Annotated in this window: 20 protein-coding genes, 3 tRNA genes and 1 rRNA gene; 11 read left to right on the forward strand and 13 right to left on the reverse strand. The window is 68.9% G+C overall.

The window, feature by feature from the left end:
• Window positions 1–66 precede the first annotated feature (66 nt).
• Entirely contained in the window at window positions 67–567 is a 501-nt protein-coding gene (locus F1734_RS03350; RefSeq protein ID WP_238424095.1) for a GtrA family protein, read from the forward strand.
• Window positions 568–625: 58 nt separating this feature from the next.
• Window positions 626–2,503, forward strand: a complete 1,878-nt coding sequence (locus F1734_RS03355) for a glycosyltransferase (protein ID WP_124258824.1) — start codon at window positions 626–628, stop codon at window positions 2,501–2,503.
• A 76-nt stretch (window positions 2,504–2,579) separates the two neighbouring features.
• Here F1734_RS03355 and F1734_RS03360 read toward each other — a convergent pair whose 3' ends face one another.
• The 5 genes from F1734_RS03360 to F1734_RS03380 form a co-directional block, all read right to left on the reverse strand.
• Window positions 2,580–3,434: a TylF/MycF/NovP-related O-methyltransferase gene (locus F1734_RS03360; RefSeq protein ID WP_124258823.1), complete on the reverse strand. Its 855-nt coding sequence runs from the start codon at window positions 3,432–3,434 to the stop codon at window positions 2,580–2,582.
• 145 nt (window positions 3,435–3,579) lie between these two features.
• The gene (glfT1, locus tag F1734_RS03365) at window positions 3,580–4,479 is read right to left on the reverse strand and encodes a galactofuranosyltransferase GlfT1 (RefSeq protein WP_203011359.1); all 900 of its coding nucleotides are present in this window, start codon (window positions 4,477–4,479) and stop codon (window positions 3,580–3,582) included.
• Complete coding sequence (wzt, locus tag F1734_RS03370) at window positions 4,476–5,300, reverse strand: galactan export ABC transporter ATP-binding subunit Wzt/RfbE (protein WP_203011360.1); 825 nt, start codon at window positions 5,298–5,300, stop codon at window positions 4,476–4,478. The genes glfT1 and wzt overlap by 4 nt, the downstream gene beginning before the upstream one ends.
• Before the next feature lie 12 nt (window positions 5,301–5,312).
• The gene (gene wzm / locus F1734_RS03375; RefSeq protein ID WP_026138070.1) at window positions 5,313–6,188 is read right to left on the reverse strand and encodes a galactan export ABC transporter permease subunit Wzm/RfbD; all 876 of its coding nucleotides are present in this window, start codon (window positions 6,186–6,188) and stop codon (window positions 5,313–5,315) included.
• 38 nt (window positions 6,189–6,226) lie between these two features.
• Window positions 6,227–6,814 (reverse strand): bacterial proteasome activator family protein, encoded by a 588-nt coding sequence (locus F1734_RS03380; RefSeq protein ID WP_010596155.1) that lies wholly within the window; start codon window positions 6,812–6,814, stop codon window positions 6,227–6,229.
• 156 nt (window positions 6,815–6,970) lie between these two features.
• Between F1734_RS03380 and F1734_RS03385 the strand changes: the two genes are divergently transcribed.
• Complete coding sequence (locus F1734_RS03385) at window positions 6,971–8,179, forward strand: cysteine desulfurase-like protein (protein WP_017682062.1); 1,209 nt, start codon at window positions 6,971–6,973, stop codon at window positions 8,177–8,179.
• A 15-nt stretch (window positions 8,180–8,194) separates the two neighbouring features.
• On the opposite strand, the gene F1734_RS03390 is transcribed toward F1734_RS03385, so the two are convergent.
• A complete protein-coding gene (locus tag F1734_RS03390) occupies window positions 8,195–9,181 on the reverse strand; it encodes an NAD(P)H-quinone oxidoreductase (protein WP_010596153.1) in 987 nt (328 codons plus the stop codon).
• A gap of 96 nt (window positions 9,182–9,277) precedes the next feature.
• Between F1734_RS03390 and F1734_RS03395 the strand changes: the two genes are divergently transcribed.
• The 4 genes from F1734_RS03395 to F1734_RS03410 all read left to right on the forward strand — a co-directional run bounded on the left by F1734_RS03395 (window position 9,278) and on the right by F1734_RS03410 (window position 12,467).
• Complete coding sequence (locus F1734_RS03395; RefSeq protein ID WP_010596152.1) at window positions 9,278–9,766, forward strand: MarR family winged helix-turn-helix transcriptional regulator; 489 nt, start codon at window positions 9,278–9,280, stop codon at window positions 9,764–9,766.
• 10 nt (window positions 9,767–9,776) lie between these two features.
• Window positions 9,777–9,861, forward strand: a tRNA-Ser gene (locus F1734_RS03400).
• 198 nt (window positions 9,862–10,059) lie between these two features.
• Window positions 10,060–11,367 carry a DUF1254 domain-containing protein gene (locus F1734_RS03405; protein ID WP_010596151.1) on the forward strand — a complete coding sequence of 436 codons (1,308 nt, stop codon included), beginning with the start codon at window positions 10,060–10,062 and terminating at the stop codon, window positions 11,365–11,367.
• A gap of 128 nt (window positions 11,368–11,495) precedes the next feature.
• On the forward strand, window positions 11,496–12,467 hold the full coding sequence (locus F1734_RS03410) for an alpha/beta hydrolase (RefSeq protein ID WP_010596150.1): 972 nt from the start codon (window positions 11,496–11,498) through the stop codon (window positions 12,465–12,467).
• Between the two features lie 10 nt (window positions 12,468–12,477).
• Here the strand turns inward: F1734_RS03410 and F1734_RS03415 are convergent, their stop codons facing one another.
• Together F1734_RS03415 and hisC are read right to left on the reverse strand one after the other, a co-directional pair.
• Window positions 12,478–14,160: a bifunctional metallophosphatase/5'-nucleotidase gene (locus tag F1734_RS03415; RefSeq protein ID WP_203011361.1), complete on the reverse strand. Its 1,683-nt coding sequence runs from the start codon at window positions 14,158–14,160 to the stop codon at window positions 12,478–12,480.
• 104 nt (window positions 14,161–14,264) lie between these two features.
• Complete coding sequence (gene hisC / locus F1734_RS03420; RefSeq protein WP_010596148.1) at window positions 14,265–15,350, reverse strand: histidinol-phosphate transaminase; 1,086 nt, start codon at window positions 15,348–15,350, stop codon at window positions 14,265–14,267.
• Between the two features lie 63 nt (window positions 15,351–15,413).
• Here hisC and F1734_RS03425 point away from each other — a divergent pair, with 63 nt between their 5' ends.
• From F1734_RS03425 to F1734_RS03435, 3 genes are all read left to right on the forward strand, one after another.
• A complete protein-coding gene (locus F1734_RS03425; RefSeq protein WP_026138073.1) occupies window positions 15,414–16,121 on the forward strand; it encodes a dienelactone hydrolase family protein in 708 nt (235 codons plus the stop codon).
• A 76-nt stretch (window positions 16,122–16,197) separates the two neighbouring features.
• Window positions 16,198–16,289 (forward strand) — tRNA-Ser (locus tag F1734_RS03430).
• Window positions 16,290–16,360: 71 nt separating this feature from the next.
• Window positions 16,361–16,433 (forward strand) — tRNA-Arg (locus F1734_RS03435).
• Window positions 16,434–16,494: 61 nt separating this feature from the next.
• Here F1734_RS03435 and F1734_RS03440 read toward each other — a convergent pair.
• The 5 genes from F1734_RS03440 to F1734_RS03460 form a co-directional block, all read right to left on the reverse strand.
• Window positions 16,495–17,844, reverse strand: a complete 1,350-nt coding sequence (locus tag F1734_RS03440) for an MBL fold metallo-hydrolase (protein ID WP_048774342.1) — start codon at window positions 17,842–17,844, stop codon at window positions 16,495–16,497.
• An 89-nt stretch (window positions 17,845–17,933) separates the two neighbouring features.
• A complete protein-coding gene (locus F1734_RS03445) occupies window positions 17,934–18,707 on the reverse strand; it encodes a sulfite exporter TauE/SafE family protein (protein WP_010596145.1) in 774 nt (257 codons plus the stop codon).
• 19 nt (window positions 18,708–18,726) lie between these two features.
• Entirely contained in the window at window positions 18,727–19,152 is a 426-nt protein-coding gene (locus F1734_RS03450; RefSeq protein WP_048774344.1) for a very short patch repair endonuclease, read from the reverse strand.
• Window positions 19,153–19,169: 17 nt separating this feature from the next.
• Window positions 19,170–20,315 carry a DNA cytosine methyltransferase gene (locus F1734_RS03455; RefSeq protein ID WP_043805762.1) on the reverse strand — a complete coding sequence of 382 codons (1,146 nt, stop codon included), beginning with the start codon at window positions 20,313–20,315 and terminating at the stop codon, window positions 19,170–19,172.
• A gap of 122 nt (window positions 20,316–20,437) precedes the next feature.
• Complete coding sequence (locus tag F1734_RS03460; RefSeq protein WP_010596142.1) at window positions 20,438–20,686, reverse strand: hypothetical protein; 249 nt, start codon at window positions 20,684–20,686, stop codon at window positions 20,438–20,440.
• A 616-nt stretch (window positions 20,687–21,302) separates the two neighbouring features.
• On the opposite strand from F1734_RS03460, the gene F1734_RS03465 reads away from it, so the two are divergent.
• Window positions 21,303–22,824, forward strand: a 16S ribosomal RNA gene (locus F1734_RS03465).
• The last annotated feature ends 196 nt before the right edge of the window (window positions 22,825–23,020 follow it).

Here is a 23,020-nt window from a genome sequence, read left to right on the forward strand (position 1 = left end):
GGAGGCAGATTAGTCGATGGCCTCACCGATACAGAATCCGCGTGGGCAGGCGGGTACCCTCGCGACGTGTCGACTCTCTCCTCCCCGGCTCGGCGGATCCGCTCGATGCTCCGCAGCGGCGGGGTGTTCCTCGTGGTCGGCGTGGTGGGATTCCTGGTCGATGCCGGGACCTACAACGTGCTGGTCTTCTGGGGTGGCCGCGGCCCGATGTTCGATCACCCGCTCGCCGCCAAGATCGTCGCGATCGGGGTGGCCACGGTGGTGACCTACGTCGGCAACAAGTACTGGACGTTCTCCCATCGTCGTTCCGGCAATGCGCTGCGCCAGTACGCGCTGTACGCGCTGTTCAACGTCGTCGCGATCGCCCTGCAACTCGGGTGCCTCGGGTTCTCGCGCTATGTTCTCGACCTGTCGACCCCGCTCGCCGACAATGTCTCGGGCACGGCGATCGGGCAGATCGTCGCGGTAGTCTTCCGGTACTGGGCATACGACAAGTTCGTGTTCCGCGACGACCGGGCGCGGATCGGGCCGGCAGCAGCACAGGCGACCGGCGCCGCCGTGGATTGATAGCCTCGGGATGCCGCGAGCAGCCTAAATGATCCCCGACCGAGGTATGGAGTTTGTCATGAATCGACCCGCACCGGTATCCGCGAACCCGGGGGTCGACCGCGCCGCGACAGGCCAGCTCGACCTGCAACGTGGGCTGTTCACCGGGACGTCCCCCATCGTCAACGACGGGCTCTACGCGGTGCTCGACGGCGGCGGCCGCCGTGAGCGGTTCGCGCTGCACCTCGACGACGGGGCGCGCGCACACACCAACACCTACTTCGGCCGGTTCGCGGCAAGCTACTGGCAGCGGTGGACCACGGTGACCGATGTTCGGGTCACGTTCCGGATCGCTACCGCCGGTACGTGCCGGATCCGCCTAGCGGCGTCGGACATCGCCGGCCATCGTCGGATAGTGGACACGCAGGAGGCCACCGGCGACGGCATCGTGACGATGTCCTGTGCGCTCGACAGATTCGTCGACGGCGGTGCCCTCTGGCTCGAGTTCGACGCGGTCGGGGCGGCCGTGGACATCGACGACGTCCGCTGGGCGGCCCCCGCCCCGGAGGTCGTGCGGCCCGTCGCTGTGGCGATCTGCACCTTCAACCGGGCCGACGACTGCGCGGCGACCGTCACGGCCCTCGCGTCCGACGACGAGGTGCTCTCCTCGATCGAAGCCCTGTACGTGGTGGACCAGGGCACCGATCCGGTGGCCGACCGGGAGCAGTTCGCCCGGGTCGCGGAGCGGTTCGGCGACCGGCTCCACTACCTCCGTCAGCCGAATCTCGGTGGGGCGGGCGGTTTCACCCGCGGCCTGTACGAGGTGTCCGCAACGGGTGCAGACACCGACATCATCCTGATGGACGACGACATCCTCTGTGAACCCGAAACGGTGCTGCGGCTCAGCGCGTTCGCCAACTGCACCGTCGAACCCACCCTGGTGGGCGCGCAGATGCTGTACCTGCTCAACCCGGACTACCTCAACGTCGGGGCCGAGGAGGTCGACTTCGCCACGCTGCAGCACGGGCGGCGGGTCTCCAAGGCCCTCTACAACACGAGCATGCTCGAGCGGAATCAGGAGCGCCGCGTCGATGCGGGATACAACGCCTGGTGGACGTGCCTGATCCCGAGTCGGGTCGTCGCAGAGATCGGTCTACCGCTGCCCATCTTCTTCCAATGGGACGACGTCGAATACGGGGTTCGCGCACGCGGGGCCGGTTACGCCACGGTCACACTGCCCAATGCCGCCGTGTGGCACGCTGATTTCTACTGGAAGGACTACGACGACTGGGCGCGCTACTTCAGCACGCGCAACGCCCTCGTCGTCGGCGCCCTGCACAGCGACCTGGACGCGAAGGCGTTGTCCAAGCAGTACTTCCGCAACATCGTTGAGTTTCTTGTCGCGATGCAGTACGGTCTGGCCGCGACCACCCTGCGTGGAATCGAGGATTTCCTCCGCGGTCCCTCCGTCCTCGACGATGGTGGGCTCTCCACGGTGCCGCAGGTACGCGCGGAACGCGCCGCCTACCCCGAGACGGTGAACCACCCGGCGGCGAAGGCGCCGGTGCATTCGGCGGAGTTGATGACGCGGCGCTCTCCGGGCGAGCCGAGCCTTATGCGCACGATCCTGGTGAAGCGGGCGATCGACCAGTGGTTCGGCCGCACCGTGCCGGGGCTGGCGGCCGTGCCCCGCGAGGACGCCTACTGGTGGCACGTGTCAAAGTTCGACTGCGCAGTCGTCACTGACGCTTCCCAGTCCGGAGTGCGAATTCGACAGCGCGACAAGGAAGTTGCAAAGCAACTGCTGATGCGGACGGTCAAGGTGCTGCGTCGGCTGCGCGCCGAGGCGCCCCGCCTGCAGGACGAGTACCGGGCAGCCTTCCCACAGCTCACCAGTCGCGACAATTGGGCACGAATTTTCGAGCAGGGCACCGAACCCGAGTCGCCGAGCTCATGACGGTCGTGGTTGCCGACGCGTCGCATCCGATGAACCTTCACTGTCAGCCAGGTGGTGCGGGCTGGGGCCATGACAGTCACCCCAGCCGCACGACGACCTGCTCGTTGTCGGCCGTGTACGCCAGGTACTCGAACGCGACCCCGGTGCGCGCGACGAACTCGGTCCACGCCCGGTACTCGTGCTGCTGCCAGCCGGGATAGTTGAAGAACTCGTCGAACACCAGCACGGTGCCGGGCACCAGACGGTCCTCGAGCAAGTCGAGCACCGTCGTCGTGGACGAGTACAGGTCGGCGTCGAGATGGACGAACGCGACGTCGCCGGGATGCGCGGCGAGGAAGCGGGGAAGCGTGTCGGCGAACAGGCCGGGCACCAGCTCGGCGCCGGGCACCTCCGGCGGGGCGTCCTGCGCGAACTCGCCGGCCGGGAACCCGCTGCGCCACGCCTCCGGCAGGCCGGTGAAGACGTCGAACCCGAACACCGGGCGGTCCGCGCCCAGCGCGTCGGCGACGATCCGCAAGGTGGTGCCCGACGCGACGCCGAACTCGAGGGCCAGGCCGGGCCGGGACACCCGGTCGAGCGCGAACCGCAGGGTGTCGTGCGGGGTGTCGAGGACGGCGGCGGTGGGCATGTTCGCGACGGCGAACGCCGCTGCGGTGTCGGTGGCGGCGTGGTCCATCGCGTAGCGCAGGTCGCGGCGCTGCCGGTGCTCGAGGTCGGCGACGCGTTCCCGCAGCAGGCCCACCTCGGACCGGGTCTGCGCGAGTTCGGCCAGCACCTGCCGCAGCTCCGCGCTGGTCGCGGTCAGCTCGGCGAGAATCCGGTCGTGGTGGTTCTCCTGCAGTTCCCGGGTGCGCCGCGCAGAGAGATCGACGACCTCGGCGACGGCCCGCTGCAGCTTGCCCCGGGTCGTCGCCCGCCACCGACCCAGCATCGCGCCCTCCCGTGCTCGAGATCTTGCCCCGAACCTAGACAGTGGGTCGACAGGGTGCAATCGCCCTCCCCCGGGACGGCCGAATGTCACATCGCGTCGGTTCGATCGACGCAATGTGACATTCGGCCACACACCGTTCGGTCGATCAGGCGGGCCGCTCGAACCGCTCCTGCCGGCCCAGCTTGCGCAGCCGCACCCACTCGCGCAGCGCGGCCGGGTCACGACGGGTGACGAGGAAGTACCAGCCGAACCGCACCCACTCCTGCGGCAGCAATCGGCGCAGGCCCGGCTGCGAGAGCAGGTAGCCGCGGTTGCGGTAGGTGAAGAACCGCTTGGTGTCGTTGTCCGGGTACTGGGTGTGCATCCGGCCGCCGAGGATCGGCTTGAACTCGTCGGCGCCGTTGGGGTGCAGGTAGGCGGTGCGCAGGCAGGTGCCGAACGGCAGACCCGAGCGGACCAGGCGACGGTGCACCTCCACCTCGTCGCCCCGCACGAACAGCCGCAGGTCCGGCACGCCCACCGCGTCGATCGCGGCGGCGGTGAACAGGGCGCCGTTGAACAGCGACGCGATGCCCGGCAGCAGATCATCGGTTTCGACGTCGCCGAGTTCGCTGCGGTGACGCCGCCACGCCACGCCCCGGCGCAACGGGAACGCGAGACGGTCGGGGTCGTCGATGTCGCACACCACCGGCGACACCTCCGCCAGGCCGTGCCGCTGCGCGCAGTCGAGCAGTGTCGCGAGGACGTCGGGGCCCTCGGGACGGCCGTCGTCGTCGGCCAGCCACACCCGGTCCGCGCCAAGCGACAGCGCGTACAGCATCCCCAGCGCGAAGCCGCCGGCGCCGCCGAGGTTGTGCTTGGACCCGAGGTAGCTGGTCGGCAGCGGGCAGGACTCGACGAGCTCACGCACCGCCGCCTCGTCGGCGTTGTCGACGACCACCAGGTGGTCGAGCGGCCGCGTCTGGGCGCTCAGGACCTTCAGGGACTGCGCCAGCTGTTCGCGCCGCCGGTGGGTGACGACCACGCCGACGATGCGTTCACTCACGCCGAGCGCTCCTGCGGCAGACCCTGCTCGCGTTCCAGCTCGGCGATGACGTGGTGCACGTGATCGGCCGCGTCGTCGCCCTCGTAGGCGCGCACGACCTCCTCGATGCCGCCTTCCATGCGGATCCGGCCGTGGTCGATCCACAGCGCACGGTCGCACAGCTGCGCGAGGAACTCGTTGGAGTGGCTGGCGAAGACGAGGATGCCGGAGCGCTCGACGAGCTTCTGCAGGCGCACCCGGGCCTTCTTCATGAACTCGGCGTCGACCGCGCCGATGCCTTCGTCGAGCAGCAGGATCTCGGGGTCGATGCTGGTGACGACACCCATCGCGACGCGGACACGCATGCCGGTGGAGTACGTGCGCAGCGGCATGTTCAGGTACTCGCCGAGCTCGGTGAACTCGGCGATCTCGTCCATCTTGGCGAGCATCTGCTTGCGGGTCTGACCGAGGAACAACCCGCGGATGATGATGTTCTCGTAGCCGGAGATCTCCGGGTCCATGCCCACACCGAGGTCGAACACCGGCGCGACGCGGCCCCGGATCCGGGCGCTGCCGCGGGTGGGCTCGTAGATCCCCGCGAGCAGCCGCAGCAGGGTGGACTTGCCGGCGCCGTTGTGGCCGACGAGGCCGATGCGGTCGCCTTCCTTCAGCGACATGGTGATGTCGCGCAGCGCCTCCACCACCACCACGTCGGAGGTGTTGCGGCCGATCGAGCCGCCCGCCTTGCCCAGGAACGCCTTCTTCAGCGACCGGGTCTTCGCGTCGAAGATCGGGAAGTCGACGCACGCTCCGCGCGTCTCGATGCTCACATGTTCGGTCATATCGACGGCCCCTCAGACCCAGTAGGGCACGCGTGCCCGGTACTTACGCAGTGCCAGCAGCGCCAGTGCCCAGCCGACCACGGTGATCGCCAGCACGATGTACCAGTGGTAGGCCTGCTGATCCTGGCCGATCATCGGCGCCCGGATGATGTCGAGATAGTGGAACAGCGGGTTGATCTCGGCCAGCTTGACGCGCTTGGCGGCCTCCCCGCCCTGCGCTTCGAGGCTCTGCGTGGTCCACATGATCGGGGTGAGGACGAACAGCAGCAGCGTGAGGCTGGACAGGATCGGCGCGATGTCGCGGTAGCGGGTGGCGAAGATGCCGAACACGATCGACACCCACACGGCATTGAGCACGATCAGGACCAGCGCCGGAATCGCTGCGAGCGACGTCCACGTCAGGTCCCGCCACACCCCGAAGGCGACGACCATGATCACGTAGATCACCAGGTTGTGGGCGAAGAACAGCAACTGCCGCCACACGAGCCGGTAGATGTGCACGCTCAGCGCCGACGGCAACTGTTTGATCAGGCCCTCGTTGGCGATGAACACCTCCGAGCCCTCCAGGATGGAGGCGCTGATCATGTTCCACACGATCAGCCCGACCGTGACGTACGGCAGGAACTCGTCGAGCGGAATATCCAGCAGCGCGGCGTACAGGATGCCGATGGCGGTGGCCTGGACACCGGTGGCGATCGTGATCCAGAACGGGCCGATCACCGAGCGCCGGTAGCGCTGCTTGATGTCCTGCCAGGCCAGGCTGAGCCACAGCTCGCGCTGGGCGAAGCCGTCGCGCAGATCCTTCAGGCCGCGCCGGAAGGTCTGCGAATCCGACACCACCGGGGAGTCCGCGGCGGTGGGCTCGGGATCGAGGGCAGAAGCTGACACGAGGTTCGAGCCTACCGGGGATCGGGTCCGGGCCGGCGTTACAGGTACTGCCCGGTACCGGGTGCACCCGGACCGGGGCCGTGCCGCTCGTCGGGACGCGGTCCGCCCCCGAGCATGCCGGGCGGCAGTGCACCCTGACGCATCTGCTCGAGCTGCGCCCGCGCCGCCATCTGCTGCGCGAACAGCGCCGTCTGGATCCCGTGGAACAAGCCTTCGAGCCATCCGACGAGCTGAGCGTGCGCGATCCGCAACTCCGCGTCGGAGGGCACCTCGTCCTGACCGAACGGCAGCGCGAGCCGTTCGAGTTCCTCGCGCAGCTCCGGCGCCAGGCCCTCGCCGAGTTCCTGGATGGAGGACTGGTGGATCTCCCGCAGACGGGCACGGCTCGCATCGTCGAGCGGCGCGGCGCGGACCTCCTCGAGCAGCTGCTTGATCATCGTGCCGATCCGCATGACCTTCGCCGGCTGCTCGACCATGTCGGCGAGCGACTCGCCGTCGTCCGGCTTCTCCTGAGGCTCTGCGGGCGACTCTCGCGGATCACCGGAGGCGGTCCCGTCGCGCGGGACCGGGACGGGTCGGCCGTCGGGCCCGATCACGAGGACGTGCTCATTCTCCGAATGCGTCATGGTTCCATCTTGTCCTCTCGCCGCTGCCCCTGCCGAGTCAGGTTCCCGATACGAGAGGTTTCGCCCCACATTCCGCCCGTCGACGTGCACCTGCGGAGGGCAGGCAGGACCGACGTGGACGACATCCGATTGACACCGGGATTTAGAGTGTCACGCATGGCTTACGACGTTGCCCGGATCCGGGGGTTGATTCCCTCGCTCGGCGACGGTTGGATCCATCTCGATCCCCAGGCCGGAATGCAGATTCCCGACGCGGTCTCCCGAGCGGTGTCGACGGCATTCCGCAACGCCGCGGCGTCCCCGGCGGGCCGGCACACCTCGAACCGCCGGAGCGCGTCGCTACTGCAGGCGGCGCGGGTCGCCGTGGCCGATCTCGTCGGCGGGGACCCGGCCGGTGTGGTGCTCGGACCGGATCGGGCGGTCCTGCTGGCCTGGCTCGCGGAGTCGCTCAGCTCCCGGCTCGGGCTCGGCACCGGGCTCGTGCTGTCCCGGCTGGACGACGAGGCGAACGTGGCGCCGTGGTTGCGCGTCGCGAGCCGGTACGGCGCGCAGGTGCGGTGGGCCGAGGTCGAGATCGAGACGTGCGAGCTGCCGAGCTGGCAGTTCGAGGAACTGATCACCCCGACGACGCGGCTCGTCGCGCTGACCGCGGCATCGTCGCTGGTGGGGTCCGCGCCGGACGTGCGCGTCGCCGCCGACCGGGTCCACGAGGTCGGGGGACTCATGGTGGTCGACGCGGCGGGGGCCGCGCCCTACGCGCACGTCGACATCCACGAGCTCGGCGCCGACGTGCTCGCCCTCGACGCCTCCGCCTGGGGAGGACCGCAGGTCGGCGCCCTGGTGTTCCGTGACCCGGCGCAGCTCGACCGGATCCCCGCGGTCTCCCTGGATCCGCACGCCCGCGGTCCGGAGCGGCTCGAAGTCGGCGGCCACCAGTTCGCGATGCTCGCCGGGCTCGTCACGTCCGTCGACTTCCTCGCGGCCCTCGACGACGAGGCGACGGGTACGCGGCGGGAGCGCCTCGAGACGTCGATCAGCTCGCTCCAGGGCTACCAGGACCAGCTCTTCGAGCGGCTGATGCGCCTGCTGGACAACCTGCCCGACGTGATGGTGATCGGTCGTGCGTCGAGCCGGGTCCCGACGTTGAGCTTCACCGTCGCGGGGGTGCCGGCCGAGAAGATCGCCGCGCATCTCGCCGACCGTCGCATCGCGTCCGTCGCGGTCAGCCGCGGCACGAGTCGTTTGCTCGACTCGCTCGGCGTCAGCGACGAGGGCGGCGCGGTGACCGTCGGACTGGCCCCGTACACCACCCGCTACGAGCTCGACCAGCTCGTGCGCGAACTGCGCAACCTCACCGCCCCCTGATCCGGCGGACCGGGATCAGTGCCGGTCGATCCGCAGCACGACCTTGCCGACGGTATCGGGGGAATCCAGCATCTCGTGGGCCCGCCCGGCCTCGGTGATCGGCACCTCTGCGTGGACGACGGGCCGGACGCGGGCCTCGGCGATCAAGGGCCACACGTGCTCACGGACCTCCGCGACGATCGTGCTCTTGCCGGAGCGGCCGGTCTCCGGTCGCCCCCGCAGACCCGTGGCGAGGACGTGCCCCCGCTTGGCGAGCAGCTTGCCGAGATTGAGTTCGCCCTTCGCGCCGCCCTGCATGCCGATCACCACGAGCCGGCCGTCGGGGGCGAGCACGTCGACGTTGCGGGACAGGTAGGCCGCGCCCATGTTGTCGAGCACCACGTCGGCGCCGCCGAACGCATTCCGGACCTCGGCGACGAAGTCCTGCGTGCGGTAGTCGATCGCCAGGTCGGCGCCGAGTTCACGGCAGTAGTCGAGCTTGCCGGCCGAGGCGGTCACCGCGACCTTCGCGCCCAGCGCCTTGCCGACCTGGACGGCGTGGGTGCCGATGCCGCCACCGCCGCCGTGCACGAGGAGCACCTCGCCGCGGCGCAGTCCCGCCGCCATCACCACGTTGGACCACACGGTGCAGGCCACCTCGGGCAGCGACGCGGCCACCGCGAGATCCACCCCCTCGGGTACGGGCAGGACCTGTCCGGCGGGGACGACGACCTGCTCGGCGTAGCCGCCGCCGGAGAGCAGCGCGCACACCCGGTCGCCGATCGACCAGCCGCTCACGCCCTCGCCGAGCTCGGCGATCACTCCGGAGCATTCGAGGCCCAGGATGTCGCTGGATCCGGGCGGCGGCGGGTACAGGCCGCGCCGCTGCAGCAGATCGGCCCGGTTGACGGCCGTCGCGGCCACGTCGATCAGGACCTGTCCGGGACCGGGCGTGGGGTCGGGCTGTTCGGCCCACTGCATGGCCTCGGGGCCGCCGGGTTCGGTGATCGTGATTGCGCGCATGGGTTCGACGCTATCGCGACACGCCGACGCAGGGGCGACACGCAGCGAACTGACCAGTGAGTAACACCGGTGGTGGCCTGCCCTTACACTGCCCGCGTGACAGCCGAACCGCATGCCGAACGTCCCGACCCGCGCTGGCTCGACACGGACGAGCAGCGGGCATGGCGGGCCTACATCGACGGCAATCACCGGCTGATGGATCGACTCAATCGCGACCTGCAGCAGGCCCACGGTCTGTCCCTCGCCGAGTACCGGATCCTGGTGCTGCTCTCCGAAGCCCCGGACGGGTCGCTGCGCATGAGCGACCTGGCCGACGGCGTGCTGTCCTCCCGCAGCCGCCTCACCCACCAGATCCGTCGCATGGAGGCGGCGTCGATGGTGGTGCGCAGTTCCTGCGCCGAGGACGGACGGGGGGTCCTGGCCACTCTCACCGACGAGGGCCGGCGCCGCCTCACCGAGGCCGCGCCCACCCACGTCGCCGGGGTGCGCCGCAACCTCGTCGACCTGCTCACGAGGACGCAGATCCGCGCCCTCTCCGAGATCTTCACCAAGGTGGAGGCGGCCGTCGACGAGCGGTGTGGTTAGGATTTGCCACGGAAGCGTGGCAGAGCGGCCGAATGCACTCGCCTTGAAAGCGAGCGTCGTGAGAGCGACCGGGGGTTCAAATCCCTCCGCTTCCGCCGGAGCCCGCCCCCTGCATGTCAGGTGGCGGGCTTCCTCGTGGGACGGTCGCGCGGAAAAGTGCTTGTCGCGCGCGTTCGGACGCGCGCAAGTAGCACCACAGCGCGCGGACCCGCCGACAATCCCTGGAACGCGTTCTCGCCTCCTACACTGGCGCCATGGTCGGCGCAGCGGTTCGAGCGGCGGCAGCGCTGGCAGTGGGCCTGCTGACCGCCTGCGCGGCGCCGCAACCGGCGGCCGAACGGACCGCGGTCGACGTGGCCGCCGACGGTTACGTCTACGGCTACGCACCCGTGACGCTCGCGCGGACCCGGGCGAACATGCTCTGCCTGCTACCGGTGAACCGGCTGCACCACCAGTCCGCGACGGCCGATCCCACCTCGCGTGTCGTCGTCGCTCCCAACGTCGACACGCTGTATTCGATCGCGTGGCTGGATCTTCGCGGCGGTCCGGTGCTGCTGACCCATCCGGACATGGGAGCCCGGTACTTCGACTTCCAGTTTCTCGACATCTACACCGACGTCTTCGCCAACGTCGGCACCCGGGCGACGGGACCGGCGGCCGGTGCCCACGTCGTCGTCCCGCCGGGGTGGGACGGTCCGCTGCCCGCGGACGCGGCCGTCGTCGAGTCGTCCACCTGGGACGCGTGGATGATCGGCCGGACGCTCGTGGAGTCGGCGACCGACCTCGAGGCCGCCCGTGCCGCGCAACGGCAGTACTCGTTGACCGTGCTGGCCGCGCCCGTCGCCGGGGCACCGCCGCCGCTGCCGCCGACCGCGTGCGGCAGCAACCCCGACCCGCAGGCGCTCGCGGCGTCGGGTCCGCAGTTCTTCGACGAACTGTCGGCGATCCTGGCCGCGAATCCGCCCCCGCCGGCGGACGCACCGCTGCTCGACGAACTCGCGGACCTCGGGGTCCGGCCGGGCGCCCGGCCGAGTACGGGTTCCGCGGACACCGTCGCCGCACTCGCGACCGGGGTGGTCCGCGGCGAGCGACGCATCCGGGACCTCGTCGACTCGGATCGAGGGTCCGGCGAGGTGTGGCATTCGCTGCCGACCGCGGGCCGGTACGGCACGGACTACCTCCAGCGCGCGGTCGTCGCGACGATCGGGCTCGGCGCGAACGTGCCGGAGGAGTCGACGTACCACGTGGCCCGCGTCGCGGCCGACGGAACGACGCTCCGGGGTGAGACCGGCTATCTCCTGCGTTTCCCACCCGGGGGCCTGCCGCCGGTCGACGACCGCGGCTTCTGGTCCGTCACCGTGTACGGCCCGGACATGTTCCTCGTCGCCAACCCCGTCGACCGCTACGCCGTCGGCGACCGGACGCCCGGGCTCGTCCGTGGTCCCGACGGTGGGCTCGACGTGTGGGTTTCGTCGCGGCCGCCGATTGCGGCCGGCCCGAACTGGCTGCCGGCGCCGCCGGGCGAGTTCGTGCTGATGTTCCGGTCGTACCTGCCTGCGGACCAGGGCTGGCTTCCGCCGGAACCGGTCCCGCAGCGGTAGCCCGCGTCCTCGTGTCCTGTCGTCACCAAGGGCTGCGCTCCGCGTTGGTGACGAGCCCCACTTTCTTGACCCGCCCCGGTCCGTACTGTGGAATCGGTGTTTCCGAAGTCGGGGGACGAAGGAACTTGATGCTCAGATCTGCGGTCGCGGCGCTCGTCGCGGCGTTCGTCGTGCCACTGTCCACGCTGTCCGTCGCGTCCGCCGAACCGGCGACGTCCGCGCGGGTGGAGCGGGTCGAGTCCGTCACGCCTCGTCGTTCGGCGGTGTTCGTGTACTCGCCGTCGATGCAGCGGGTCGTGCAGGTGCAGGTGCTGCATCCCGCCGGGGACGCGCCGCGCCCGTCTCTCTACCTGCTCGACGGTGTCAGCGCCGGAGCCGAGTCGGACTACCGCGAGAGTACGTGGACGCAGCGCACGGACATCGTCGACTTCGTCGCCGACAAGAACGTGAACGTCGTGCTGCCGGTCGGCGGAACCGCGAGCTACTACACGGACTGGCTCGCCCCGGATCCCGTCCTGGGCGTGAACGCGTGGGAGACGTTCCTGACGAAGGAACTGCCGCCGCTGATCGACGCCCGTTTCGCGGGCAACGGCGTCAACGCCGTCGGCGGCCTGTCGATGGGCGCGACGGGGGCGGCGAGCCTGATCGCCCGGAATCCGGACCTGTACCGGGGCGTGGCCGCGCTGAGCGGGTGCCTGGACACGTCGAAGGCGTCCGCGCAGGACGCGGTCCGCGGCACCGTCGCCTACAAGGGCGGCAATCCGGACAACATGTGGGGAGCGCCGGGGGATCCGGCGTGGGCGGCGCACGATCCGTACGTCCTCGCCGAGCGGTTGCGCGGCAAGGAGATCTTCATCAGCACCGGCAACGGTCTGCCCGGCCCGTACGACGTCGGACCCGATGCGGAGGCCCTCGACGTGGGCGGCCCGCTCGAGGTCGGTGCCTTCGTGTGCACGATCGGGTTCGACCGGCGACTGCGGGAGCTGCGGATTCCCGCCACGATCGTCTACCGCCCGTACGGCACGCATTCGTGGCCGTACTGGCAGGACGATCTGCGCACCGCCTGGCCGACGCTCGAGCGCGCTCTCGGGCTCGACTGAACGGGATCGGTCAGGGCACCGTGATGCGGTCGGTGGCCGGCGGCGCGACGGGCGAGTGTGCCGCCAGGTAGGCGTTCAGGGCGTCGAGTTCGGCGCCCGCCCCGGTGGTCCGTCGCGCGTGCGTGAACCCGGTGAACCCGTCACCGCCGTCGGCGAGGAACCCGTTGACGACCACCCGGTACGTCGCGGCCTGCTCGAGCGGGCGGCCCGCGACGGTGACGTCCCGGATCCGGCCGCCCGGCGCCGCGGCCCGGTCGAGGACGTAGCGCAGCGTGTGCGACGGGGCGAGGATCCGCTCGCGGTTCGCGCCGCCGGCGTCCTGCTGGAACTGTTGTTCGAGGACCCCGACCAGTTCCGCACCGGTGAGCTCGAGCACCTGCAGCCGGTTCCCGAACGGTTGGGCCGCGTAGGTGTCGCCGTGGGTGACGACGCCGTCCTCGGAATGCAGCAGGTCGGCGCGCACTCCACCGGGATTGGTGAGGGCGAGCTGCGCCCCGGCGGGTTCGGCGGCCGCCAGCTGCGCGTCCGCGACGAGATTGCCGAGGGCCGACTCGCCGCCGGCCGTGGTGTCGCGGGTCAGGTCGGCGGCGATGCGGCCGACGAAGCGTTCGGCGACGTCGCGGGACTTGTCGACCGCCCGGTCCACGAACTGCTGCGTGCGCGGGTCGGGGGCGATGTCGTGGGTGACGACCTGGTTGAACGCGTGGGTACGGTCGCGCAGCACGTCGCGGCTCTCGCGGTCGATGGTCAGGTCCGCGACCGAGACGATGCGTCCGTGTGAGGCGCCCTGCAGCACGGTCCGGGGATTGCCCGCCGGATCCGGGTAGCTGCAGTTGAAACTGTCCTCGCCGTCCGCGGTGACGACGACATCGACCTTCGGTGACACCCGGGAGGTGAGGGCGCGCGCGGGCCCGGCGGCCGGGTCGCACGGGTCGGTCCCCGCCGACGGGGTCAGCGCCCCCTTGTAGAGCAGCACGATCGAGCGGACCCCGAGGGCATCGAGCGCGTCGGCGGTGCGGTCGACGGCCGTGATCTCGTCGGTGAACTGCAGGCCGGAGATGTCGTCGCCACGCACCACCTGCGGTGTGTCCTGGGGGGCGACACCGATGACGCCGACCGGCACCCCGTCGACGTAGTCCACGCTGAACGGCAGGGCCGCGGGACTGCCGTCGGCCTCCGCGACGTTCGCCGCGATCAGCGGGAAGGCGGTTCCGGCGTACTCCTCGTCGTACCGGCAGCCCTCGGGGTGGCACCCGCCGTCGCGCAGGCGCCGCAACTCGGCGTAGCCGTTGTCGAATTCGTGGTTGCCGAGGGCGGCCGCGGTCACATCGAGGCCGTTGAGCAGGTCCACGGTGGGTTCGTCGTGGAACATCGCCGATTCGATGGGCGACGAGCCCCACGTGTCGCCGACGGAGTAGAGCACCGAGTTGTCCGCCTGCGCGCGCAGCTGCCGGACGTAGGCGGCGAGATATGCCGCGCCGCCCGCGGGAACGGACGCGCCGTCGGAACGGACCACCTCGCTGCGGGGACCCTGGGGTGGGAGCAGGCTGCCGTGCAGGTCGCGGAAGGCGATCAGTCGCAGCGGCAGGGCGTCCGGAGGTAGTGCGGTCGCGGGGACGGCCAGCGACGTCCACAGGACGCCGGTCAGCAGGGCCGCGGACAAGGTCCACCGGCGTGTCACGCCTGAACCCATCCGCACACTCCGCTCCCTAGCCGACCGGACGAGTGTGCCAACGGTTGGTCACGTGATCGCCACCCGCTGATAACGGTTGGGTCTCGTAGACGCTTTCTCGCAGGTCAGGACGTCGAAATTTCCGCGATGTCGAGGCCCTTGCCGGTCGCGAATGTCAGGAATGCGTCGTTCTCGTGCGGATCGCCGATGGTCACCCGCACTCCGTCGTCCGCGTACGGGCGGACCAGCACGCCCGCCTCCGCGCACGCTTCGGCAAACGCCGCCGACCGGTCTCCGAGCGGCAACCACACGAAGTTGGCGTAGCTCTCCGGCACGGGATATCCGGCGTCGACGAGCCCCGTCCGCACGCGGTCGCGCTCGGCGAGCACACTGTCGGTGCGCGCCAGCAGCTCGTCGGCGGCCGCCAGGGAGGCGATGGCCGCCTGCTGCGCGAGCGAGCTCACGCTGAACGGGGTGTGCACCTTGTTCAGGACTTTGATCACCGAGGGGTCGCCGACCAGGTAGCCGACCCGCAGACCGGCCAGACCGTAGGCCTTCGAGAAAGTGCGGAGCACCACGACGTTCGGCCGGCCGGCGGCGAGCACGACCCCGTCCGCCAGTTCCGCGCCGGGCTTCGGGCGGGTGTACTCGAAGTACGCCTCGTCGAGCGCGACGAGCACCTGCGGTGGCACCGCGTCGATGAACCGCTCCAGCTCCGCCCTGCCGAGCAGCGCACCGGTCGGGTTGTTGGGATTGCACACGAACACCACCCGGGTGCGATCGGTGATCGCGGCGAGCATCGCGTCGAGGTCGTGGCCGTGCTCGGGGGTGTTGGGCACCGGCACCGGTTTCGCGCCGGCCACCGCCGTCACCACCGGGTACGCCTCGAACGAGCGCCAGGAGAACACCACCTCGTCGCCGTCGTTGCAGGCCGAGAGCACCAGCTCCTGGCACAGGCTCACCGAACCGTTGCCCACGGCGATGTTCTCGGGCTCGACCCCCAGCCGTTCGGCCAGCGCGCCGATGAGCACGGCAGCCATGTTGTCCGGATACCGGTGGACCGAGTACGCCGCCTCGGCGATCGCGTCGCGCACGCTGGGCAGGGGACCGACCGTGGTCTCGTTGCTGGCGAGCTTGATCGCGCCCGGAAAGCTGCGGCCGGGCACATAGGACGGGATCGAGACGAGGTCGGGGCGGGTCCGTGGGGTCACCAGCCGATTATGCGCCCGGCGATCACGTGCACTGTCGCGGTGGGTCGTGTCATCGTGGACGGTATGTCGGGAATCCACACTGCCGCGGCCAGGTTGCCGGACGGGTCGGGGCAGGTACCGCTGACCGTGTTCCGGCCGGAGGGCGCCCTTCGCGGTGGCATCGTGGTGTTGCACGAATCCCGCGAGTTTCCACCGGCCCTGCTGGCCTTCATGGAGGTGCTGGCTGCCGAGTGCTGGCTGGTCGTGGCACCGCACCTGTTCCATCGCGAGTTCACCGAGGACGACGAGGTGTTCGGGCAGAACCTGTTCGACGACGTCGATGCCGCGATGGACTGGTTGGTCCGCAGCGGGGTCTACCCCGACGCGGTCGGCGTGATCGGATTCGACGACGCCGGCACGGCGGCGCTCCTCGTCGCCGCGAACCGGCGGGTGGGGGCCGCGGTCACCGTCGCGGCGCACGGCATCCTGCAACCGCTGCGGCCCGACGTCCCCGCACTCGTCGAGGCCGTGCGCAGCCTGCAGGCGCCGTGGCTCGGTCTGTACGGCGAGGACGATCCCACGACCCCGCCCGGCGACGTCGAGCAGTTGCGCGAGGCGGCCGGACGGGCCGATGCGCCCACCTTGGTGATCGGGTATCCGGGGCTGGCGCATCGACCCGACGAGCCGCCCGTCGAGCACGACACGGCCGATCCCGAGACCGATCCGGCCGAGGCGGCGATCATCGACGCGCGGCGTCGGATCTTCGACTGGTTCGACTCGAACCTGCGCTGACCAGCCGTTTTGCGTTTGCTGTCCGAACGTGTGTAATCTTTCGTCCCGGCGGTTCGAGAGAATCGAAACCCCCCAGGGAGGCGTGCCAGAGCGGCCGAATGGGACTCACTGCTAATGAGTTGTCCCCTTTACGGGGGACCGGAGGTTCAAATCCTCTCGCCTCCGCCACGTCGGTGCAGCGTCACCGGCGACAACTGAATACGAGAACTGCATGCAGGACACAACTGCGTGCAAGAACTGCGCCCGTAGCTCAACGGATAGAGCATCTGACTACGGATCAGAAGGTTAGGGGTTCGAATCCCTTCGGGCGCACAGTGAAGAACCCCCACCGCTCCGGTGGGGGTTCTTTCGTCGTCGGTCCCGGAAGGGACCCTCACGAGTCGGTCAGACCGTGGTCGTACGCCTTGTCGAAGTCGTCGTTCACGAGGACGACGGTGCGGTCGATCCGGTCGATCATCGAGGCGGCGATCGAGGCCCGGTAGCCGGACCCGCAGTGCACCCAGACCTCCCCGTGCGGGACCTGGTCGAGCCGGTCGGCGAGGTCGTGCAGCGGGATGTTGACCGCCCCGCGCACGTGGCCGTCCTCGAACTCGTCCTTCTGGCGCACGTCGAGGATCCGGACCCGCTCGTTGTCGATCTCCCCGGTGAGTTCCGCGAAGTCCGAGACGCGGTACGACCGCAGTTCGTGCCCGTTGACGAGGGTGTGGATCTCGCCGACGGCCGCGCCGGCGAGTTCGTCGATACCGATGCGGACCAGCTCGCGCTTGGCGTCGGCGATCTGCTCGTCGCTCTCGCCGATGAGGGTCAGGGGCGCACCCCACTTGTAGAGCCAACCCAGGTAGGTGACGAAGGAGGTGGACAGTTCGAAGCCGAGCGTGCCGCCCAGGTGTCCCGCGGCGAAGGCGGTGCGCTCACGCAGGTCGACGACCCACTCGCCGGCGTCGATACGCCGGCGCAGCTCGGCCGGGTCGACCGGTTCCGGTGGCGACAGGTCGACCGACGACGGACCCGCCTTGTTGATCACACCCATGTGGGCGTAGTACGCGGGATAGGTGTTGAGTCCCGCGATGAGTTCGTCGACGTAGGCCTGCTCGTCACGGGTCAGCGCCGGGTTGACGTCGCGCTGCTGTCCCACGGTGGACGAGTCGCCGCTGGTGGGGGTGGCCGAGCAGAAGCTGCCGAAGCCGTGGGTGGGATACACCGGGGTGTCGGCCGGCACTTCGTCGGCGATCCGTCGCACGGAGTGGAACTGCGCGTGGGTCAGTTCCTCGGTGTACTGCGGGCCGACGAGGTCGGTGCGGCCGGTGGATCCGTACAGCATCGACCCGCCGGTGAAGATTCCGTGCGTGGCACCGGTCTCGTCGAGCAGCACATAGCTGACGTGGTGATGGGTGTGCCCGGGTGTGTGCATCACCCGCAGCCGGATGGGACCGGCGTCGATCAGGTCGCCGTCGTGGACGGCGCGTCGCTCGTAGTCCACATCGTCGCCGGCCGGGACGATGTACTCGGCCTCGACGGCACGGGACAGTTCCAGCCCGCCGGTGACGTAGTCGTTGTGGATGTGGGTCTCGAGGACGTGGGTGATGCGCGCTTCGCGGTCGTTGGCGAGCGCGAGCACCCGGTCGATGTCGCGCTGGGGATCCACCACGACGGCCACGTCCGCCTCGGTGATCAGATAGCTGCGGTCGCCGAGACTCGAGGTTTCGATGATCGATACGTCCATGTCGGTGCCTTCCCACGGTGCTTTCTCACTATGCCCCCGGATACCCGGGGGCGTACGAAGAATGCGCCGGTTACGCGACGAGTTCCGGCTCAGCGCAGGAACAGGGTGTCCACCAGCACGTACGCGGCCACGACGAAGACGAGCCAGGCGAACCACCGCCGCAGCCGGTCGGTTTCCATGCGGGTACCGAGGTGACCGGCAACCAGTGACGCGACGACCGCGGCCCCGGCGAACGCCGCAGTGAGCGGCCAGTCGATGTCGGCGTCCCCGATGTGCGCGACGAGCCCGGCCGTCGAGTTGGCGACGATGACGATCAGCGAGGTCCCCACGGCGACGCTCATCTCCAACCCGAGGAGGATCACCAGCGCGGGGATGATCAGGAAGCCGCCTCCGACGCCGAACAGCCCGGTCAGGAAGCCCACTCCCACACCGGCCGGGATCGACCTCGGCGCGCATCGCTTCCAGTCGATGCCGGAGTCACCGGTCGTGCACGCGGTTCCGGCGTCGTCGTTCTCGCGCAGCATCCGGATGCCCGCCAGCACCATCACGGCGGCGAAGCCCACCAGCAGTACCGGCTGCGGCAGCAACGTGCCGACCGCCGTCCCCGCGAACGTCGCGGGGATGCCGGCCGCGGCGAACACCGCGGCCAGCCGCCAGTCGACCTGCCCGGCCCGGATCTTGGGGATCGCCCCGGACAGGGCTGCCGCTCCGACGACGATCAGCGAGATGGGGATGGCCTGGCGGAACTCGAGTCCGAGGCCGTACACCAGGGCGGGAACCGCGAGGATGGATCCGCCGCCACCGAGGAGGCCGAGCAGGACCCCGAGGAGCGCTCCCAGAACGAGCGCGATTGCCGGTTCCACCGCATCCTCCCTTCGGTAGTCAGGAATCGGCAGTACCCGGTTCGGCCGCGGACAATGCGGCCTGCACCCGGTCCGCGGCCTCCACGGGATTCTCGTGCTCCCAGATCCGCACCACCGTCCACCCGGCCGCGGCGAGCGCCGCGTCGGTGTTCCGGTCGCGGGCCACGTTGGCGGCGAGCTTGGCGGCCCACCACTCGGCGTTGTTCTTCGGATCGGTGGCGTGCTGCGGGCAACGGTGCCAGAAGCACCCGTCGACATACACCGCCACTCGGCGACGCGGAAACACCAGGTCGGCGCGTCGACGGATGCCCTTCAGCGGCGCCCGATCGACGAAGTAGCGCACCCCGCGCCCGTGGAGCTCCCGGCGCAGGGCCACCTCGGGGACGGTGTCCCGGCGTCGCTGCCGTCTCATCCGGGCGCTGGTCTGCGGGTCGGTGGAGGGCACGGCAGCCGGATCCGTCCTCAGGCCGCGGCTTCGGGGAAGCCGCCCATGCGGTCGAGGTGGGACTCGACGTCGTCGAGGAAGCCGGGCACGAATCTCAGGTTGCCGGACCGAGCCCGCCGCAGGAATCCGGCCGTGGCCCGTGCGGACAGCAGTCGCGCGTCCTCCAGGTATCCCGCGAGGTCCTCGTACGGCTCCTGGACCGGCCAGTGCGACTCGTGCACCCGGAACGCTCGTCGCCGGGCCCCCCAGGCGGCACTCGGCCAGGGGTCCCCCGGCCGCAGCGCTGTCTCGTGGTCGGGGGAGTAGTCGATGGGCCGGCCGAGCCGTCCACCGACCCAGGCGGCCATGCGGACGCTCACGGCGTTGCCGACGAGCCGCCACCGATGCCCGGTCCGAACGCCGGGTGCCTGGGTGGCGGGTGCGGTCCAGTCCGGGTCGAAGCCCTGGAGCCGTTCGGCGTCGATCAGACCGGGCGTGACGATCTCTCCCGACGGCAACCGCACCGCCGGCGGACTGGCGATGCCGACCGTGGACCCGCCCTTGAGGGTGGGCACGGCGTTGACCGCCCAGCCCAGACCGCGTACGCCTTCCGTCCAGTAGAAGCCGCACGGGTGGGTGTCGGGATCGCCTTCCGCGGGGGCACCGGCGTCCTCGCCGAAGAGCACCGCGCGGGGATCGTCGGTCCGCGAGGCGAGCATGAGCACCCGCTGTCGCCGCTGCGGAAGTCCGAACGCGCGGGCGTCGACGACCCGGTACGCCCACGCGTACCCGAGATCTTCGAGCGCGTCGGTGATGTGACGCATCGCGGCGCCGCGGCCGAGTTGCAGCATGAAGGGGACGTTCTCGATGAGCAGCCAGCGCGGTCCCTGCTTGCGCCGCACCAACCGGAACACCTCGTCGACGAGGCCCGACCGGGAGCCGGTGATGCCGGCGGTCCGGCCGGCCTGCGACAGGTCCTGGCACGGAAAGCCCGCGGTGACGATCTCGGTTGCCTGAGGAAGGGAACGAAGGCGCGTGACATCGGTGTGCAGCGTCACGTCGGTGAAGCGAGCGCGAAGTACGGCTTGCGCTCCGGCGTCGATCTCGCAGAGCAGTTCGGTGCGCCAGCCGTGCTCGGCCAGTCCGAGCTCGAGTCCGCCGATTCCGGCGAACAATCCCACCATGTTCCCGGTCGACGTCACGGCACCCTTTCTCGCTTTGCTCACGGAGCACGTTACTCGAGAAATCGAGCGGCCCGTGCCGCGACGCGTGATGCCGTGATCACTGTCGCCGAAAGCCGGCACGGCTACCCGAGGGGACGCGACGACTCGAACGCGGCCTTCATCCGGACGACGGTCGCGATCCTTGCGGCGACGCGCGGTGCGACGTCACACGCACAGCCGTCCGACGCGTCTGCGTCGAGCTCGAGGAGGACCTCGTCGAGCGTGTCGAGCATGTCGTCGCAGGCGGCGGCGCACAGCGCCGCCGCGAGCGAACGCGGGTCGGGGCCATCCATCCGGGCCGGCTCGACGATCTCTGCGGGAAAGCCGCTCATGGGTCTCCTGTACCTGAGTGGGTGGCACGTAGCCCTCGGTAGATGAGACGCAGCCGGGCACAGGACGGTTCCGCGTCCCGGAAACACACGTACTCGAGCGCAAATGATGGCTCTGAGCTGGCGATTTGGCGTACAGCCGGATGTTCACGTAACTTATTCCAGGTCAGAGCGACACGGACACCGACCCGGCCCGCAGGGGCTCGGGACAACGAGGTTGGACGCAGGCGCCTGATTACCTTGATTGAGAACCTTCTGGTAAGGTTTCCAATCGCCCCGAGATCGGATCGGCCGCAGAGTTTTGACTCCGAAGGCCCCCGATGTTAGGCTGGAACGGTTGCCCCGGAGCAAGGCACTGAAGGTGCGGAGCGATGGTGTGTGCGTGTTCTTTGAGAACTCAACAGTGTGCCGATGAATGTTAGTGCCAAATTTTTTATTTGGTGCGATCAGATCAGACGCCGACCATGGTGTCAAGCCGATGAGGCGTCGTGATGATCGTTGCTGGCTGCCGCATTCTTCCGTCTGTGGTGGTCAGTGTTTTTGCTAGTTTGAGTTTTTTGCTAGTGATTCGGCTCTACGCTTATGGCTGATCGGCCCTTCGGGGTTTGATTGAGAGTCTTCAACGGAGAGTTTGATCCTGGCTCAGGACGAACGCTGGCGGCGTGCTTAACACATGCAAGTCGAACGATGAAGCCCAGCTTGCTGGGTGGATTAGTGGCGAACGGGTGAGTAACACGTGGGTGATCTGCCCTGCACTTCGGGATAAGCCTGGGAAACTGGGTCTAATACCGGATAGGACCTCGGGATGCATGTTCCGGGGTGGAAAGGTTTTCCGGTGCAGGATGGGCCCGCGGCCTATCAGCTTGTTGGTGGGGTAACGGCCCACCAAGGCGACGACGGGTAGCCGGCCTGAGAGGGCGACCGGCCACACTGGGACTGAGACACGGCCCAGACTCCTACGGGAGGCAGCAGTGGGGAATATTGCACAATGGGCGCAAGCCTGATGCAGCGACGCCGCGTGAGGGATGACGGCCTTCGGGTTGTAAACCTCTTTCAGTACCGACGAAGCGCAAGTGACGGTAGGTACAGAAGAAGCACCGGCCAACTACGTGCCAGCAGCCGCGGTAATACGTAGGGTGCGAGCGTTGTCCGGAATTACTGGGCGTAAAGAGCTCGTAGGCGGTTTGTCGCGTCGTCTGTGAAAACCCGCAGCTCAACTGCGGGCTTGCAGGCGATACGGGCAGACTTGAGTACTGCAGGGGAGACTGGAATTCCTGGTGTAGCGGTGAAATGCGCAGATATCAGGAGGAACACCGGTGGCGAAGGCGGGTCTCTGGGCAGTAACTGACGCTGAGGAGCGAAAGCGTGGGTAGCGAACAGGATTAGATACCCTGGTAGTCCACGCCGTAAACGGTGGGCGCTAGGTGTGGGTTTCCTTCCACGGGATCCGTGCCGTAGCTAACGCATTAAGCGCCCCGCCTGGGGAGTACGGCCGCAAGGCTAAAACTCAAAGGAATTGACGGGGGCCCGCACAAGCGGCGGAGCATGTGGATTAATTCGATGCAACGCGAAGAACCTTACCTGGGTTTGACATACACCGGACCGCCCCAGAGATGGGGTTTCCCTTGTGGTCGGTGTACAGGTGGTGCATGGCTGTCGTCAGCTCGTGTCGTGAGATGTTGGGTTAAGTCCCGCAACGAGCGCAACCCTTGTCCTGTGTTGCCAGCACGTAATGGTGGGGACTCGCAGGAGACTGCCGGGGTCAACTCGGAGGAAGGTGGGGACGACGTCAAGTCATCATGCCCCTTATGTCCAGGGCTTCACACATGCTACAATGGCCGGTACAGAGGGCTGCGATACCGCGAGGTGGAGCGAATCCTTAAAGCCGGTCTCAGTTCGGATCGGGGTCTGCAACTCGACCCCGTGAAGTCGGAGTCGCTAGTAATCGCAGATCAGCAACGCTGCGGTGAATACGTTCCCGGGCCTTGTACACACCGCCCGTCACGTCATGAAAGTCGGTAACACCCGAAGCCGGTGGCCTAACCCCTCGTGGGAGGGAGCCGTCGAAGGTGGGATCGGCGATTGGGACGAAGTCGTAACAAGGTAGCCGTACCGGAAGGTGCGGCTGGATCACCTCCTTTCTAAGGAGCACTTCTCCCGGTGAGGGTTCACACAGGTGAATGCCTCTCGGGCAGAGACTGTTTCGTTCCCACACGTGGAACGGCAGGAGCTCATGGGTGGAACGCTGACAGGTATTTTCTTCGTCACCGCCGGTCCGAGTGCCGGCGGGAAGAGAGTTATATCGGTGCACTGTTGGGTCCTGAGAGAACACGCGAG

This window comes from Rhodococcus ruber (genome assembly GCF_016804345.1).
GTDB lineage: Bacteria > Actinomycetota > Actinomycetes > Mycobacteriales > Mycobacteriaceae > Rhodococcus > Rhodococcus ruber.